The following is a 17,243-nucleotide window of genomic DNA, read 5'->3' on the forward strand; positions in this document are numbered from 1 at the left end:
CGGCGGAACGGATTCAGCACACATGAGGTCGGGAAACCACGTGAAAACGTGAGAACCACGGAGGGGTCGTTTCCCGGCCGGCCACCCTGCGGCCACCCTCTCCGCAGGTTGCAGCCTCGCCCGGGGAAAACTCCTGAAGCGGGTGTCGCAGGTTCGAATCCTGCCGGGGGTACAGAAGAAAGGGCCGGCTCAGGAGGGGTTTCCTTCCAGGCCGGCCCTTTGTCGTTCCGGGCGCTGTGCCGCACGCGTGCCACTATGCCCGCTCGGCGCCCTCTCCTGAGGAGCCCGCGGCCACTCCCCCGCCGCCCCGGATCATGGCCCCGAGCCGGTCCGCGATGGCCCGGTCCCGGTCGCTGGTCATGTGCTGGTGGATCAACGCGGCCCGAGAGCTGCTGTGCCCCATCCGCGTCATCAGCTCCCGCGTGCCGGCCCCGGCCGTCGAGGCCGGTGTGTTGCCCGTGTGCCGCAGATCGTGGAAGTGCGGCTCGGCCGTGACGCCCGCAGCCTGTGCGCCTGCGGTGGCGTGCGGGCGGGTGATGGTCAGGGACGGCACTGCGGGACGCTGCTGATCGAGTTCCTCGATGCGTGTCGGGCAGTGGGGTCCCACGCTGATGACTCCGCAGGGGGTGAGCAGAGGTTCCGTCGTCGTAGCGGCGTGGAGGGGGAGCCGTTCGCCCCTGTGGGTCGCGGCGTGCTGTGTCCAGTCCGGGGCCGACGCGATCAGGGCGCCCACGTGGGGATGGGGCAGGAGCGTGAGGTGCTTCTTGTCGATGCGGGTGCCGGCGGTGCGGTCACGTGTGATGCGGATCGTGGTGAGCCTCATCGGTGTCGTCCTTCGGCGCAGTCGTGGAATCGGGCAGAAGCAGACGGAAGGTGCAGCCTTCGCCGGGGTGATTGTCCAGTTCGAGGCGCCCGCCGTGCGCTGCGGCGATGGCGGCGGCAATGGCGAGTCCGAGGCCGGAGCCGGGTTCGGGACCGGCCTCGCCATCTGATCCGGTCGCCGGATCGAGCGGTGTCGCACGGTAGAAGCGGTCGAAGACGTGGGGAGCCTCATCGGGCTTGATGCCGGGGCCGTTGTCGGCAACCTCGATCACGCAGACAGGTGTGCCGGGCGGCAGCGGCCGACCGCTGCCGAGGTCCCCTCGGGTAGGGGTGCGGGTGGCGCCGACTCGGACGTGGACGCTGCTGTCTGCGGGCGTGTGGGTGCAGGCGTTGGACAGCAGGTTGCCCAGCACTTGGACGAGTTGGTGAGCGTCGCCGGGTGTCTCGATGATGTCGAGGTCGCGTTCGGCGGTGGCGGGATGGGTCGCGAGTGGCTCCAGGGTGATGGCCCGCTGGGGGTGGCGTATCGCGGTGGTGGCGATGGCGTCGGCAGCCAGGGAGAGGAGATCGACGGGTTCTCGGTGTGCCGCGGGTGAGTCGCCGAGCATGGCCAGGAGGAACAGGTCGTCGACGAGGCGGCTCATGCGATCCGCGTTGTGGGCGATCAGGGCGTGTGCCTCCTGGCGCCGCCGGCCGGGCATGCCGGGTTCGTCCAGGAGGAGTTCGGCGAAACCCTGGATGGCGGTGAGCGGGGTGCGCAGTTCGTGTCCGGCGTCCGCCATGAAGTGGCGCAGCTGCGCTTCGGAGGTTTCCGTGCGGTGGAGAGCGGTGCGCAGGCGGTTGAGCATCGTGTTGAGGGCCAGACCGAGCCGGCCGACCTCGGTGTCCGGGTCCGCCACGGGGACGTTGAGTTCCAGGGCACCGTCGGTGATGTGCTGAGCGGTGTACTCGACGCGGGTGAGCGGGCGCAGGCCCAGGCGGACGGCGCCGTTTCCCAGAGCGACGACTCCGACGGCCACGGCGATGCCGAGTCCGAGACTGAGCCAGAGGAGTTTGGTGGTGGCGCCGTCCACGGTGTCCAGGGGGAGGGCGACGACGGTACTCATGTGGTCGGGCCCGGAGTGGACGATCACTCGCCAGCCGGACCCGGTGGCGTCGCCCTCTGCCGGAACGGTGCTCGGCCGCCCGGCGGCCAGGTCCAGGTCGGCTGCTCGCTGTGGGAGCCGGGGCCCTGGGCTGTCGCTGCTCCCCAGGGAGGTGCGCAGCAGGCTTCCGTCTTCGTCGTAGAAGAAGACGCGGTAGTCCGAGGGCAGCGCATTGTCCGGGCTCGGCGGCCGCGGCGTTCCGTCGTCGGCCATGTCTTCGTAGACCCGGCCCGGGGGGCGGAAGTGGGAGAGCCGGTCGTCGATCTGATCGGTGAGCCAGCCGCGCAGGACAGTCAGGCCGGCAAGCTGGCACAGAAGGACGGCACTGGTGGCCAGCAGGCCGGCTATCAGGACGAGGCGGCTGCGCAGGGAGCGCGGGCGCAGTCGGCGAGGCCACCTCATCGGTCGGCCGTTTGCGTCTCGTCACGCGGCAGCCGCAGGCAGTACCCGACCCCGCGCACGGTGTGGATCAGTGCGGGCGGACTGCGGTCGATCTTGCGGCGCAGGTTCTTGATGTAGGTGTCGACGATGCGGGTGTCGCCGGAGAAGTCGTACTGCCAGACCTGCTGGAGGATCTCGGCCTTTTCCAACACGCGTTCGGGGTGGGTGAGCAGGCAGGCCAGAAGCCGGAATTCGGTCGGCGACAGCTTCAGCAGGCGGTCCGCGCGTCGTACTTCGCGGGTGGCCTCGTCCAGGGTGAGGTCGGCGTAGCGCAGGGGTGGGCTGGTGCCGGTGACAGAAGCCGGTGCGTTGCTGCGACGCAGGATGGCGCGGATGCGCAGCAGCACCTCCTGGACGTGGAAGGGCTTGGTGACGTAGTCGTCGCCGCCGGAGCTCAGGCCGATGATGCGGTCCTCGACGCCGGTCCGAGCGGTGAGGAAGAGCACCGGCGTGTAGACACCCTGTGCGCGCAGGTCGCGGGTGAGCTGGAAGCCGTCGGTGTCGGGCAGCATCACGTCCAGGACGATCAGGTGGGGTCGGCGGTTGCCGGCCTCGAACATGGCCTCCTGTCCGCTGGCCGCGCTCGCCACGGCGTAGCCGGCCACGCTGAGCGCGGAGGTGAGCAGGGTTCGGATGCTGGCGTCGTCCTCCACGACCAGGACGGTGTGTCCGGCGGCGGGCGTGCGCGTGAGGGTGTGTTGGTCGATCACGTTCTGGCACCTCGAGGGACTACGGGCACGGAGCCGCAGCAATGGGGGCTCTCCTGCTCTGGCACCTCCCAGCGGTAGCTGGGGGAGGAACCGAGAGCTTGGGGAAGGGTCCTGGTCGGGCGGCGCAATGGTAAGAAGAGAATCTGTGGATGAAAGCATCGAAAAGCTCGCTGCCGGCATCCCGGGCGCGCCTTCGAGGTGAGGCGGCCCGGGATGCCGGGGTTCTCAGCCGGTCACTTCCTTGTCCTTGGCCAAGGCCGTGGTGCGGTCGGTGACGGTCTTGGTGAGCTCGGTCACGGCGGTGTCCAGCTCCTTGGAGTCCGCTCCTGCCGAGCGTGCCTGCTCCGCGATGGTCTTCAGCTCCTTCGCCGCCGTGCCCGAGCCGTAGAACGTCTGGTACAGCTCCCGGTACGCCTTCTTGTAGACATCGTCGAAGGCGTCGGACTCGAGGAACTTGGTCTTCAGAACGTGCTGCATGAAGCCGCCCCTGCCCCCCTCCGCTTCCGCACCGCCGCCTGGACCGGGGATCGCCTCGTCGGTGCCGCCGTCCTGGCCGCCGCCGGCCACCCCGCCGGGCAGACCTTCCGGAAACCCCTCGGGCAGACCTTCCGGAAGCTCCTCCGGAAACCCCTCGGGCAGCCCCTCCGGCATGCCACTGGGCAAGTCCTGCGGCGCACCGGAGGGCATCGTGCCTCCTGCAGGGGGTTGCTGCGCGTTGTTCCCACCCGCGGCCCCGTTGTCGGCCCCGCCCCCGGCTCCCGCGTTGCCGCCCGGCATGCCGCCGCCCATGCCGACCGAGTCGTCCGGTCCGGCCGCCGCGTCTCCGCTGAAGGTCAGGTTGTAGTCCCAGCCCAGGACGGAGAACTTCCTGGTGTCCAGGTCGTACCACAGCAGGTAGTTCTTGCCGGGGCCCGCCATGTCGTCGAAGTTCAGCAGCAGGTTCTGCGCGGCGAGGTAGGCGGCCAGCGAGTCGACGTCGACGTACTGGTCGAGATCCCGGGCGAACTCCTCGTCCGAGGCGCTGTTGACCCACTTGATGAGCTTCATCACCGGTTCGAGGTCCTGGCTGCCCTTCTTGTTGAGCTGCTTGAAGGAACTCTCGTACTCGGTGGGGTCGTCCCCCTGGTATTCGAAGCTGCCGCTCGCTTTCGCCTTGTACAGCACGCCGTTGCCGTCGGCGACGTCGTCGGCGTAGTCGGTGTCGGGTGCCTCGACCATGAGGCGGGTGGCGGAGGGCCGGTTGTTCACCTTCAGCTCGGTGAAGCCGTACCGCTCGGCCTTCTGCCCGCTCTCCTTGGTCAGCGACAGCGACAGTGCCTCGTTGAGGGGCACCTGGCCGTTGCTGCCGGGGCGCAGCGAGATCTCCCGCTCGCCCTGGTAGGCGCGGCCCTCGACGTACTCGTCGATCTTGACGAGCCAGGGCAGTTCCTCGGGCTTCTCGGCGGACAGGTTGTACTGCACCATCCCGCCCATGCTGCCCATGCCTCCCATGCCGTCGGCTCCGCCGGGACCGCCGCCGGCCGTCTGGCCTTGGCCGCGGTCCCGGCCACCGGCCGCGCCGTCGGCGCCGGCCGGAGCGCCCTGCGCGGCATCGGGCAGGGCCCGGCCGCCACCGGGCATGCCCTTGTTGCCCCGCAGGGACGACAGTGTGGAGTTTCCTTTGAGGCGGATCCCGACGTCGTTGAGGTGGACGCCGTCGATGACGAGGTCGGCCTCGATGTAGTCCTTGGTGCCGTCCTCCTTGAACTCCTTCATCATCTTGTCGAAGTCGGTCTGCTCGTAGGTGAGCTGGATCGAGTGCGCCACCGAGGTGTCGTACAGGTCCACCGTTCCTTCGACGTCGTCGGTGATGGCGTCCGCCTCGACCCTCGAGGACGACGTCACGTACGGGGAGATCCGCACGTCGCCGAGGAAATAGACCATTGCGGCGAGCCCGACGCCCAGCGTCGCGGCCGGCTTCCAGTGGTGGCGCAGCCGGACGGGCAGCCGGTCCCGCAGCCGCCGTTTGCGCTGCGCGGTGGTCTCGCCTCTCATCACAGGTCCGTCGTGTCGTAGCCGGTCAAAACGGTGACCCGCTGGCCGGACGTACGCTCCTGCAGGGCGCTGACCAGGTCGCCGGGCTCGGCTCCCTTCTTCAGCCGCACCGTGTAGAAGACCTCGTTCAGCGCACCGCCGCGGATCGTCTCCGTGCTCACCAGCTCGAACTCGCTGGTGTACTTGATCAGGACGTCACGGATCTGCGGCGTGTAGTCCTCGCCGGCCGGGACCTGGACCTTGACCACCTGCCGCTGCACGTTCAGCGCAAACCAGTTGAACTTGAACATCACCAGGACGACGGCGCAGATGACCACGGCGCCGACCGCGGCGAGCGTGTAGAACCGGGCACCGCAGGCCATGCCGATCGCCATGGCCATGAAGATGAAACCGACGTCCCTGGTCTCCTTGACCGCGTTCCGGAAGCGGACCACAGACAAGGCGCCGACCAGCGAGAACGCACGGGCCAGGTTCGAGCCGACGACCAGCATGATCAGGGCGACGATCATGCCGACGATGACCAGGGTCTGCACGTAGGACTGGCTGTAGGAGACGTTGCGGTGCGTGTACCGGTACACAAGGCCGATCAGCGTGGACAGGACGAACGACAGCGCCATCGCCGCCACGACGTCGGCCACGCTGAACGTGCCGCTGAGTTCCTGCAGTTCGAGATCGAAATTCACTGTGCTCCTGCCTTCAACGACGCATCGTGCTGCGCCGGCCGCTGCTGGGGCGGCTGCTCTTCAGTGAGGGTGGGCGGCGGACAGTCCGCCTCGTTGATGTGGAAGACCGAGCGCGGGGCCAGGCCGAACGCCTCGATGGACTGCACGTACTTCGAGATCCGAACGAGGTTGAGGTTGCGCCGCGCCGCCAGGTCGGTGATCCAGTGCGGGGTGCGCTCGTTCACCTTGATCTCCATGACCGACAGGTGCGGCGGGATCGTGAACCGGTTCTCCGGCGTCTGGACACCGAAGTGGAAATCCCGGTCCCGGCCACGAACACGGCGGTCGAAGGTGACCCGCAGACCGGTGTCCGTCTCCCTCCCGACCAGGGCTTCGCGCTGATACCCGGTGATCGCGGTGGGCTGCAGGTTCAGCCGCACGGTCAGTTCGAGCACCTCCTGGATGAAGGCGCTCTCCTTCGCCGAGTGGTCCACCATCTCCCGGCCGTCGCACAACCGTCGCGCCATGCCGTAGGGAAGGGTGATGCGGCGCTTCTGTGTGACCCGGTTGACCCGCTGCTTGATCTCCACGCAGACCGACGAGTCGTCCGTGACCTGCTCGAGGTTGCCGTAGTGGCGGATACGCAGCTTGCGGCGGAACTTCAGACCCTCGATCTTCTCCCAGTAGAACCGCAGCTGAGGAGTGTCGTAGTACAAGCTCCACACGCCGTACCCGCCGACCGGGCTGTGCAGGTCCCGGTCCATCCGCTCGGCCAGCTCGTCCCTGATCTCGGCCGCCTGCTCCACCGGGACCAGGTACTTCAGCTCGAACCGATTGAAGGCATGAAGCCGACTGGCCACATGCAACGGCTCTTCGCTCCCGCGAGCCCCGCTGTCGTCTGCCCGGGCCTCATCCGCCTGGCCCTCGTACGCCGCGGCTGCCTTCGACAGGAACACCATGCGCCTCCTTGCTCATACGTTGCGGACCGACCGGCCTCGCATACGCAACCAAGGGCGCCTGAAGAGCCCATGAGAAACGCGGGTTGATTTCAGGAGTCTTTGAAGAGACCGGAAGATGAACGCGAGACGATGTCCCCTGTCTACGGGCGACGCAGAAGCCCCGTGCCACAGCTGTGCCGGAGGCAAGGGGCAGTCACGGTCAGCAGCGGAACGAGCGGATGCATCCGCGCCCGCCGGCTCGGCCGACGAAGCCGCAGGCCACCGGCAAGACGTCCCGGCCTCTCCCCTGAAGCGCCGATTACTCGCCCGGCCGCCGTACGCCCGTGCAGGCCACCAGTGCGCCGCTGTCTCCGGTGAGGAAGAGCATGAAGATCCATGTCCCATCGGCGGCTGCGACCTGTCCAAGGCGCACCGGCTGCTCATGCCGGCGAAGGAGCTGTACCGCTCGCTCCAACCCAACGGTTTCGACGCCCTTCCGCTGCGTGTGCCGAAGCGGCGCGCACAGATCCGGGCATGCCACTCGGCGGGAAAGTCCTGTCCCGCACAACGTGGGTACCACCACTGAGGACGGCAGCCAGGGCAGCCACGGATGCCTCGTCGTCACCGTCCGGCAGCCGCGCCGACAAGTGCCGCCCCCTGGTCCCCCCGCCGGGATCCTGCTGTACGGCATCGAAGTGCCACAACCGCGCATCCGACATCCGCGGCTGACACCGACGACATGAATCAACTCCTCGCGGGCCACTCCGTGCGAGTCGAGAAGGTCTGACGGGACACCTGCACCTCACTCCGGCCGCTCGCCGGCCCCCAAGCAACCCATGGCCTTCGCCGGACAGCATCCACCGGCACGTATTCAGCACACATGAGGACGGGAAGCACCGTGAACACGTGAGAACTACGGAGGAGTCCTTTCCCTGGTCAGACACCCTGTGGCCCACGTCTCCGCAGGTCACAGCCCCGCTCCGGGAAAACTCCTCAAGCGAGTGTCGCAGGTTCGAATCCTGCCGGGGCACAGAGAAACATTTGGTTATAGGCCCTTCCGTCCAACGGACGGGAGGGCCTTCGTACCAGGGCCAGAAGGTCACCGACCGGGCGAACCGGTCGGCCGTCGACGAGATGCGGGGCCCGCCAGGACCGTGACGCTGTTGGCGAATCCGGCGGACGGGGGTCATGGTCCCGCGGACTGTGTCACTTTCCCGGAAAGTGACACAGTCCGCGGCCGGAGCACCCTGGGCCACCGGCACGGGCTCACAAGGGCCCGGAACCGCCGGGAGGGTTTAACCAACAGCATCGGACCGTCGGCGGGCCCCGCATCCGGTCCGGGAGCCAGAGCGGTCCTGTCGTGGAACAGTGGAGTGGAAGAAGGGGAGGCAGGGCGGTGTGTCGCCCGTGGAGGTACAGGCCGGGCGAAGGAGGGCACGATGAGTCACCCTGTGCTGGCGGGCGTCGACGGGTCCGAACGCAGTGCGACGGCAGCCGACTGGGCGGCGCGGGAGGCCGCGCTGCGCGACGTTCCCCTGCGCCTGTTCCATGCCCTTCCATCGCTTCCGGGTGCCGTCGTGCCCCGCCCGGCCCTGGATAGGCTGCGTCACACGGGTGCGCGCATGCTTGAGCGAATGGTCGCCGACCTGGTCGACCGTTACCCGGATGTCGAGGTGCGGGGCGAGCAGGCCGATGACGCTCCGGCCCCGGCTCTCCTCGCCGCGGCCCGCACTGCCGGACTCCTCGTCGTCGGCACACGGGGGACGGGCGGTTTCGACGGTCTCGCGGTCGGCTCGGTGGCCCTGCGGATGGCGGCAGCAGCCCCATGCCCTGTCGTGTTGGTTACCCAGCGGCCCAGCGCCTTCGGGGAGGGGATGGGCGCGGAAGGCGGCGCTGCCCAGGTGGTGGTGGGGTTCGACGCGCATCGCCCGGTCGGGGAGGCGGCGGACTTCGCGTTCTCTGCCGCTGAGGCACGTGGAGCACGTCTGCGGGTGGTCCAGGCATGGGCGTTTCCTGCCGAGGCGGTCTCTCCGCAGACGCTGGTGGTGACCGAGGAGGACCGCGCCACGTGGGAGGACCAGGAGATTCTGCGGCTCTCGGACGCGCTGCGCGTCTGGCAGAAGGAGTACCCCCGTGTGACGGTCCGCACCGATGTCATGTTGCTCCATCCTGCGGAAGCGCTCTTGAACGCGTCCCGGGAAGCGGCCCTGCTCATCGTGGGCCGCCGCACCGGTCCCCAGGCGGCCGAAGGCCGACTGGGCCCGGTCACGCACGCCGTACTGCACCACGCCCGCTGCCCGGTGGCGGTCGTACCGCACGCCGGATGACGACCGTCCAGAGATCTGTCGGTGGAACGGCGGATCGGCGGACCGGGAGCGATCCGGTGGGCGGCAGGCCGGTCAGCCGAAGAACACCTCGAACTCGTCGTACAGCGACGGATCGACGAGCTTGGTCTTCGCCGTGGCATCGGCGAGGGGGACGCGGACGATCCGGGTGCCCTTCAGGGCGACCATGACGCCGAAGTCACCGTCCTTGACCGCGTCGATGGCATGCAACCCGAAGCGCGTGGCCAGCCACCGGTCGAAGGCGCTCGGGGTGCCGCCACGCTGGATGTGCCCCAGCACCGTGGTACGGGCATCCTTGCCCGTGCGCTCCGAGATCTCCCGAGCCAGCCACTCGCCGACGCCGGACAGCCGCACATGGCCGAACTCGTCCAGCGACTCATCCTTGAGGACCATCTGCCCCTCTTTCGGGGTGGCCCCCTCGGCCACCACGACGATCGGCGCGTAGTTGATCTTGAACCTGCTCTTCACCTGCTCACAGACCTGATCGATGTCAAAGGGCCGCTCCGGGATGAGGATCACGTTGCCGCCGCCCGCGACGCCGGCGTGCAGCGCGATCCACCCGGAGTGCCGCCCCATGACCTCCACCACCAGGGCGCGCATGTGTGACTCGGCGGTGGTGTGGAGGCGGTCGATGGCCTCGGTCGCGATGCCGACTGCGGTGTCGAAGCCGAAGGTGTAGTCGGTGCCGGAGACGTCGTTGTCGATGGTCTTCGGCACGCCGACCAGGGGGATTCCCTGACGGCTCAGTTCGGTGGCTACGCCGAGCGTGTCCTCGCCGCCGATCACGACGAGCGCATCCACGTCGTGCGTGGCAAGGGTGTCCTGTACCCGTCGCAGCCCGTCCTCGTGTGTGAACGGGTTGGTGCGGGAGGAGCCGAGAATGGTTCCGCCGCGGGGGAGGATCCCCCGCACGCTCGCGATGTCCAGTGGCCTGACATCGTCCTGGAGCAAGCCCAGCCAGCCGTCCCGCAAGCCGACGAAGTCGAAGGCGTATTCGTCGACGCCTTTGCGGACGACACTGCGGATGACGGCGTTGAGGCCGGGGCAGTCACCGCCGCCGGTCAGTACTCCGACCTTCATGGGTTTTCTCCCATCCGCTGGACGGCCCGCGCAGTCGCGGCCGGCGATCAAGACCGCTGCCGGGAACATGGTTCGCCTGCTTCCAGCCTCCCCCCGTTCGGTCCGCAGTGGCCACTCGACGGACGCCGGGTCCGAACGGCTCGCTCGTGAGGAGTTCTGTCCGGCTTTTCGGGCGGTCCGGAGCCCGCTGAACAAGTGCGGGTCGCGTCGATCGGTTTGCCCGGTCGACTCTGCGCGGTGATCAGAGGCGGAAGTGGCCCGTCTCGCTGCGTTCGGCCCTGCCGATGGCGGCGAAGGCGTTGATCCTGGAAGGGGAACCGGCGCAGTCGCCGCAGCGGCCACGTGTTGATCACATCGTCCGGGGTGCACCATCCACGTTGTGCCGTGCCGATTCCGTAGCGCAGGTACGCGAGCTGGGGGATCGAGGGGGCGTCGGTGGCGACGGCGAACTTCGCCCCATGGCTCCTGGCGCGGAGGATGTCCTCGTCGCCCAGGTCGAGGCGGTCGGGCTGGGCATTGATCTCCAGGGCTGTGCCGGTGCGGGCGCAGGCGGCGCACACCTCGTCCCAGTCGGCGTCGATGCCCGGCCGTTTGCCGATCAGACGGGTGGTGGGGTGGCCGATGACGTTGACGTGGGGGTTCTCGCACGCGCGGACGATCCGCCGGGTCATCGCCTTGCGGCCGACGTTGAAGTGGGAGTGCACCGAGGCCACGCAGATGCCGAAGCCCTTGAGGAACTCGCCGGGCCAGTCGACCTCCTCCTCGGGGCCGATGTTGAGCTCGATGCCGTGCAGCAGCCGCATCCGGCGGTGCCTGCCGTCCCGTGCGCGCACGCTCTCGCGCTGGGCGAGGATCTTCTCGGCAATCGACCTGCCCACACTCGGGATCTCCTTCAGACCCGCGACGTCGAGGTGGGAGACATCGGCGGGATGGCCGCCGATCGAGCGGGCGGCCTTTTCGTAGGCGCGCGCCTTGAACGCCTCGCCTCCGGTGATGGCGATGAGATCCGCGTCCTCCTGAAGGAGCGCCTCGACCTCCTCGTCGGGCCGGACCACGTCTCACCGTACCGACCTGTCCGGCATGCCGGTTGAGGGCATGCCCGGCGGCACTGCGACCGGACGGAGGCGGTCGCACCCTGAAGCGCCCTCCATGTCTCCAGGCCCCTCCGGCGCGCGAAGCCGTCGGCTCGAGGGTGTACTGGAGGTCAGGAGGATGCGCTCAGCGAGAGGTCCGAGGCGAGCGCTGTCGACGACGACGTGGTGCGCGCACCATGCATCAATCCCGATGAGCCGGCGGGGTCCGGGCCCGTGACCCGGAACTCCTTCCCACAGGTGGTGGTGTTTCCTTCGCGCCGATCCGTTGCACTGCGAGGGGGATCGGGATCTGTGCGCTCGCGTCGGCCGACGATACGGCGGGCGGCGGTGAGACGGAGCGGTGGCCGGAGGGGGACGGCTGTCTTTCGGATGACGGCTCGAGCAGGGGAGAGCGCTGTGAGGGCGACGTTCGTTCTGGGACGGATCGCAGGAGTCCGGGTCGGCGTGCACTGGAGCGTGCTGTTCATCTTCGGCATCATCGTGTTCGGCCTGTCGCAGGGCCGCCTCCCGGAGACGCATCCGGGGCGGGCCTGGGCGCTGTACTGGGCGGCCGGCCTCTGTACCGCCCTGGTCTTCTTCGCCTCCCTGCTCGCACATGAGCTGGCGCACGCCGTCGTGGCCCGGCGCAACGGGGTCGAGGTGGACGACATCGTGCTGTGGTTCCTGGGCGGAGCGGCCCGGCTCAGGACCGAGGCGTCCAGCCCCGGCGCGGAGCTGAGGATCGCCGGGGTCGGCCCCCTCGTCAGCCTCCTGCTGGGCGGGCTCTTCGCACTCGGTGCCTGGCTGCTCGACCTGGCGTCCGGGCCCGGGGTCGTGGTGGAGATGGTGGCGTGGCTGGCGGGCATCAACGTACTGCTCGCCGTCTTCAACGCGCTGCCCGCCGCCCCGCTCGACGGCGGCAGGCTGCTGCGCGCGTTCCTGTGGTGGCGCACGGGGGACCGGCTGCGGGCGACAGCCGGCGCGACCGCGGCGGGGAGGGTCCTCGGGTGGCTGCTGGTGGCCCTCGGGCTGATCGCGTTCATGCGGACCGGCACGTTCGGCGCTCTGTGGCTGGCGCTGATCGGCTGGTTCCTCATCGCGGCCGCCACCGCCGAGGGACGGCAGGCCCAGCTGCGCGGGGTGCTCGCCGGCGTCCCCGTCCGGGACGCCATGACGCCCGAACCTCTCACGGTTCCCGCGGACACCACGGTCGCGGGCTTCCTCACCAGCGCGCGCTACCGCTACCGGCACTCGGCGTTCCCGGTGATCGACGACGGGGTCCCGGTCGGGCTGGTGACGCTCGACAGCGCCAGAAAGGTACCGCAGGCCGAGGACCGCGCCGTGACGGTGAGGGAGGTGATGATGCCACTGTCGCAGACCACCGTGGTCGGGCCGGACAGCCCGCTGGCGGATCTGCTGCCGCGCATGGAGCCGGGCGCCGAGCACCGGGTCCTGGTCGTGGATGATGGCAGGCTCGTCGGAATCGTCTCGCTCTCGGACGTCAGCCGAACGATGACCTGGCTGATGCGTACTGCCCCTGGGCGGCGCGATGGTCTGTGACCGCGGGCCGGCACCTGGGCGGGCCGTGTCACAAGGCGCCGTATCGCTCGCTCATGCGGCGCACTGCGACGATTCGCGACTGCTTGTCGGTCGGGGCGTGGCAAGTCGGAAGCCGCCGGTCCCGAACGAGGCCGGCAAGACAACCGCGTCCGCGGGCTGTGCGGATCTACGAGACGGGCCGCGTCGTGCACCGGCGCGCAGCGAGGAGGCGTTCGCGCGGCGGCTGGTCGGACGCGGCCTGCCGCCACAGCTTCGACGAAGTGGCCGGCCTCGTTGTCGGGGAGGCTTCGCGCGAGGTCGGCTTCGCTCCCCGGGCCAGTTCACCAGCCGTCCTCCTCGGGTCGCCGTCGGCGGCCAGGCCGGAGCGGGTCGCGTGGCATGCGCATCTGTTCGCTGCGGGGGGGGAGGAGGATGAAGGTATGGGGCGGGTGTCGCCCGCCGTGTTCCTCCGGGACAAGGAGGTCGGGTCGTGTTCTTCAGGGATCGTCGTGATGCCGGCCGGCAGCTGGCCGCCCGGCTGGGGCATCTGAAGGGGACCGAGGTGGTGGTGCTGGGGCTGCCCCGTGGAGGGGTGCCCGTCGCCGCGGAGATCGCGGGGGCGCTCGGCGCGCCGCTCGATGTCTGCCTGGTGCGCAAGCTGGGCGTGCCGTTCCAGCCGGAGCTGGGGATGGGAGCGATCGGCGAGGGCGGCGTGCGTGTGATCAACGATGCCGTGGTGCGTACCGCGCGTATCCCCCCGGATGAGCTTGCCCAGGTCGAGGCCCGTGAGCGGGAAGTGCTGGAGAGCCGCGCCCGGCGCTACCGAGCAGGGCGGGAACCGGTTGGCACGGAGGGCCGCACGGTGTTGGTGGTCGACGACGGGGTGGCCACGGGGTCCACGGCGCGTGCGGCCTGCCAGATCGCCCGTGCCAGGGGAGCGGCACGGATCGTGCTCGCCGTCCCTGTGGCACCGCACGACTGGACCGCACGGCTCGGCGAGGACGCCGACGAACTGGTATGCCTGCACACCCCGTGGGACTTCTATGCGATCGGGCCGTTCTACGCCGACTTCTCCCAGACCGACGACGATGAGGTCGTCGCCTGTCTGGAAGAAGCCGTGGCCCGTCCGCTGAGCACCCGCCGGACTGAGTCGCCTCACGCGGTGCCGGAGGACCCGGAGGTGGATGTGCAGGCCGGTGCGATGGTGCTGCGCGGGCAGTTGACGTTGCCCGAGAGCGCGGCCGGGGTGGTGCTGTTCGCGCACGGCAGCGGCAGCAGCCGGCACAGCCCGCGCAACCGGTTCGTCGCGCTCGGGCTGAACCGGGCCGGGCTCGGCACTCTCCTGTTCGACCTGCTCACCGAGGAGGAAGAGACAGACAGGGCCAACGTGTTCGACACAGGTCTGCTGGCCCGGCGGCTGACGGACGCCACCGGCTGGTTGCGCGGTCGGCCGGAGACCCAGGGGCTGGCTGTCGGCTACTTCGGTGCGAGCACCGGCGCGGCCGCCGCGTTGTGGGCGGCCGCCGAGCCCGGCGCGCGGATCGCCGCAGTCGTCTCCAGGGGCGGCAGGCCCGACCTGGCCGGGCCACGGCTGCCGGCGGTGAACGCGCCCACGCTGCTGATCGTCGGGGGCCACGACGAGTTGGTGCTCGACCTCAACCGCGATGCACAGGCCCGGCTGCGCTGCGAGAGCCGGCTCGCGGTCGTCCCCGGCGCGACCCACCTCTTCGAGGAACCCGGTGCCCTGGAGAAGGTCACCGATCTGGCCCGTGACTGGTTCACCGACCACATGGCCCCGGTCCCGTATGCGGCGCGCTGAGTCTGGAACGCGTACTCCGGTTACGGGCGAGTACTCGAGCGCAGCGGCACGATCCCTCTGATGACAGGCGAGCACCTCGTCACCGACCTCTTCTTGGAGGGCAGCCCTCGCACCTGCCGGAGTGCCCGCGTCAGTACCCACGCCCGGGAGGGCGATGTCCGGTCCTGCCTACCCGCCCCTCCTGCTCCGCCCAGCGCCTCCTTAACCCGGCAGGGCCCGATTACCTCACCGCCGAACACGCAGAAACCTATGTCAGCCGTAGTAGACATTGGTCGGCGGTGTGGTTATGGTTTCTCTCGTAGCCGAGATCAACAAGGCCCGGCAGAGACGAACTGCCGGGCAGCAGTACCCGCAGTTGCAGTGCGCAGGACGGTGCGGTGGTGGAGTTCCGAAGCCAGAGCGGTTGCAGGACGGCGACGGGGCTGACGACCGAACCGGGTGGCCCGCAGTGATCAGGGGCCGCCGTGAGCAGGACCGCGGTCAACGCGGTGGCAGTACCCGTAAGTGCAGTTCGCAGTACCCAGCAGCGCAGTGAGCAGCACCTCGGTGAAGGCGTCGGCTGCGGACGCGCGCACCGGGAGGTTCGGCAGTGGGGTTCCAAGCCAGAGCAGACGCAGGACGGGCGACGGGGCCGGCTGCCGAAGAGTGGCGCTGGCACAGGCCACCAGCAGTTCGCAGTATCAGCAGTACGCAGTACCCGTTTGGTAAGTGATTGATTCAGAGGGAAGAACGGAGGAGCCAGGCGCCATCAGGATCGCCCGGGTCGAAGTCTTGAGCCCGGGTACCGCAGGACATCGATAGTGAGGTGGTCTCCGGTCAAGCAACCGCGATCCCCGCACCCCCGACAGCATCTCGGTCGGGTCTGCGGACACAGAAGGCCGGCGCAGTACCAGGGCCGGCAGATGGTGTAGCAGTTCCTTCGGGGCCCTGGTGCCAACGGCACCAGGGCCCCTCCACGCGTTCCGCAGAGAGGTGCAATGACAGCAGACGACTCGTTCGGCCGTCTCGATGACGACGACTACCCCGCCTACACCATGGGCCGGGCCGCCGAGATACTCGGCACCACCCAGGGCTTCCTGCGCGCCATTGGCGAAGCCCGCCTGATCACCCCGCTCCGCTCCAAGGGCGGCCACCGACGCTACTCCCGCTACCAGTTGCGCATCGCGGCCCGCGCCCGGGAACTCGTCGACCACGGCACTCCCATCGAGGCAGCCTGCCGCATCGTCATCCTTGAAGACCAACTCGAAGAAGCCCAGCGCACCAACGCCGAATACCGCCGCGCCGCCGAAGCGTCCGATCCGCCCGCGGCCTGAAGCAGCGCGTGGTCATTGCCTCTAATGACAGGGGGTAGGCGTGTAGCGTCTGCGTCAGCTGTCATGGTTCGGAAGTTCCCCTTCGCCCACGTCTTCGGCGTGGGCATTCTGCTGTGCTGGACTGTGCTGCAGGAACCCGAGCGATCACCTCCGCCTTCCGCACGTTGCGGTAGGCGTACATCGGCGGGAAGGCATGAGACATGGCTACGGGAACTGTGAAGTGGTTCAACGCGGAGAAGGGCTTCGGCTTCATCGCCCAGCACGGTGGCGGCCCGGACGTGTTCGCCCACTGCTCCGCGATCAACTCCTCAGGCTTCCGTGAGCTCCAGGAGGGCCAGAGGGCGACGTTCGACGTCACCCAGGTATCGACCGGACAGGACCTATCCAGCGGGCTGATGAGCCGGTGGAAGACCCGGGTGATCGTGTGCCACTGCTTGCGTGGCGCCATCAAGGTCCGTCCGGAGGATCTCGTCGATCACCGGCTTGTACGGATCCAGAGCGGTCGCCCGCGGCGGCATCTTCTTGCCTGACTCCGCCAGGCCGAATCCAGTGCCTGACGAACCGTCCGCCACGTCGCTCCGTGCCTGCGCTCAAGCTCCCGCATCGACATGCCGCCGCGGCGGTCACGCCGGATCACCGCGCACGGCCCGACCTTCGACATCTGCGGCATGACCAGCGCCTTCCACCAAGAGCATCCCAATGCTGCCCTGCCAGGAGACCCGGTGCCTCCCAAACTCATCGACGAGCGACGTCACTACTGCTCAACAAAGCCAACGAAGCCAAGCGGGCGATGGCAGCAGCGACCGAGGCAGCCGACGTCGGCGAGGTCGACGGAAACGAGTTCGGAGGAGGCGAAGCCGTGGTGTACGCCTATGGGCCGGATACCGAGGCGCTCTTGAAGGTAATGGAGCCAACTCTGCGCGGTCGACCGCTCCGGCCGGCGCACGTCGTCCTCAGGCGAGGCGACAGCGAATCACGTATAGACCTGTAGCCCGATCAAGCGACCGCAGGGCCGTTGAACGGCGCAAGGTCGAACGCCTCAACCGCACCCTGCTGGACGAGTGGGCCTACGCCCGCCCTACCACTCGGAAGCCGAACGACGTGAGGCATTCCCTGACCGACTGCACACCTGCGATCACCACCGCGGACACACCGCGCTCGCAGGCAAACCACCCGCCAGCCGCGTCCCCAACCTCTCAGGGCAAGACACCTGGCCGCCCCTTCGCGACCCCGCGCGGCTCCGCTCACCGGCGCCCGCACGCGGCCCCCCGCCCGGAACGGTGACGGCTCCCCGCCGAGGACGGCGGGGAGCCTGGAACGCC

Annotated in this window: 12 protein-coding genes and 3 pseudogenes; 7 read left to right on the top strand and 8 right to left on the bottom strand. The window is 69.0% G+C overall.

Annotated elements, in window-relative coordinates:
• Nucleotides 1-253: 253 nt before the first annotated feature.
• The 6 genes from OHB56_RS18325 to OHB56_RS18350 form a co-directional block, all read right to left on the bottom strand.
• On the bottom strand, nt 254-823 hold the full coding sequence (locus tag OHB56_RS18325; protein WP_406354471.1) for a hypothetical protein: 570 nt from the start codon (nt 821-823) through the stop codon (nt 254-256).
• Nucleotides 792-2,369, bottom strand: a complete 1,578-nt coding sequence (locus OHB56_RS18330) for a sensor histidine kinase (protein ID WP_406354473.1) — start codon at nt 2,367-2,369, stop codon at nt 792-794. Before OHB56_RS18330 ends, OHB56_RS18325 begins: the two co-directional genes overlap by 32 nt.
• Entirely contained in the window at nt 2,366-3,118 is a 753-nt protein-coding gene (locus OHB56_RS18335; protein WP_406354475.1) for a response regulator transcription factor, read from the bottom strand. The genes OHB56_RS18330 and OHB56_RS18335 overlap by 4 nt, the downstream gene beginning before the upstream one ends.
• 225 nt (nt 3,119-3,343) lie before the next feature.
• Nucleotides 3,344-5,152 carry a CotH kinase family protein gene (locus tag OHB56_RS18340; protein ID WP_406354477.1) on the bottom strand — a complete coding sequence of 603 codons (1,809 nt, stop codon included), beginning with the start codon at nt 5,150-5,152 and terminating at the stop codon, nt 3,344-3,346.
• Nucleotides 5,152-5,835 carry a DUF4956 domain-containing protein gene (locus OHB56_RS18345; RefSeq protein ID WP_055593983.1) on the bottom strand — a complete coding sequence of 228 codons (684 nt, stop codon included), beginning with the start codon at nt 5,833-5,835 and terminating at the stop codon, nt 5,152-5,154. Before OHB56_RS18345 ends, OHB56_RS18340 begins: the two co-directional genes overlap by 1 nt.
• The gene (locus OHB56_RS18350) at nt 5,832-6,674 is read right to left on the bottom strand and encodes a polyphosphate polymerase domain-containing protein (RefSeq protein WP_406359135.1); all 843 of its coding nucleotides are present in this window, start codon (nt 6,672-6,674) and stop codon (nt 5,832-5,834) included. Before OHB56_RS18350 ends, OHB56_RS18345 begins: the two co-directional genes overlap by 4 nt.
• Before the next feature lie 1,517 nt (nt 6,675-8,191).
• Here OHB56_RS18350 and OHB56_RS18355 point away from each other — a divergent pair.
• Entirely contained in the window at nt 8,192-9,079 is an 888-nt protein-coding gene (locus OHB56_RS18355) for a universal stress protein (RefSeq protein WP_326753257.1), read from the top strand.
• Between the two features lie 72 nt (nt 9,080-9,151).
• Here OHB56_RS18355 and OHB56_RS18360 read toward each other — a convergent pair whose 3' ends face one another.
• Both OHB56_RS18360 and OHB56_RS18365 read right to left on the bottom strand, forming a co-directional pair.
• Nucleotides 9,152-10,177 carry a 6-phosphofructokinase gene (locus tag OHB56_RS18360; RefSeq protein ID WP_055593987.1) on the bottom strand — a complete coding sequence of 342 codons (1,026 nt, stop codon included), beginning with the start codon at nt 10,175-10,177 and terminating at the stop codon, nt 9,152-9,154.
• Nucleotides 10,178-10,491: 314 nt separating this feature from the next.
• Nucleotides 10,492-11,232: pseudogene (locus tag OHB56_RS18365) on the bottom strand (PHP domain-containing protein); the annotation flags it as partial.
• Nucleotides 11,233-11,667: 435 nt separating this feature from the next.
• Here OHB56_RS18365 and OHB56_RS18370 point away from each other — a divergent pair.
• From OHB56_RS18370 to OHB56_RS18395, 6 genes and pseudogenes are all read left to right on the top strand, one after another.
• Nucleotides 11,668-12,810 (top strand): site-2 protease family protein, encoded by a 1,143-nt coding sequence (locus tag OHB56_RS18370; RefSeq protein WP_326753258.1) that lies wholly within the window; start codon nt 11,668-11,670, stop codon nt 12,808-12,810.
• 469 nt (nt 12,811-13,279) lie between these two features.
• Nucleotides 13,280-14,608 (top strand): phosphoribosyltransferase family protein, encoded by a 1,329-nt coding sequence (locus tag OHB56_RS18375; RefSeq protein WP_406354480.1) that lies wholly within the window; start codon nt 13,280-13,282, stop codon nt 14,606-14,608.
• A gap of 977 nt (nt 14,609-15,585) precedes the next feature.
• Nucleotides 15,586-15,921, top strand: a complete 336-nt coding sequence (locus OHB56_RS18380; protein WP_326753260.1) for a MerR family transcriptional regulator — start codon at nt 15,586-15,588, stop codon at nt 15,919-15,921.
• A gap of 200 nt (nt 15,922-16,121) precedes the next feature.
• Nucleotides 16,122-16,295: pseudogene (locus tag OHB56_RS18385) on the top strand (cold-shock protein); the annotation flags it as partial.
• 416 nt (nt 16,296-16,711) lie between these two features.
• Nucleotides 16,712-16,912: a hypothetical protein gene (locus OHB56_RS18390; RefSeq protein ID WP_406354482.1), complete on the top strand. Its 201-nt coding sequence runs from the start codon at nt 16,712-16,714 to the stop codon at nt 16,910-16,912.
• A 32-nt stretch (nt 16,913-16,944) separates the two neighbouring features.
• Nucleotides 16,945-17,126: pseudogene (locus OHB56_RS18395) on the top strand (IS481 family transposase); the annotation flags it as partial.
• Nucleotides 17,127-17,243 lie beyond the last annotated feature (117 nt).

It is taken from the genome of Streptomyces sp. NBC_01635 (assembly GCF_045209715.1).
In the GTDB taxonomy this organism is placed as follows: Bacteria; Actinomycetota; Actinomycetes; order Streptomycetales; family Streptomycetaceae; genus Streptomyces; species Streptomyces hirsutus.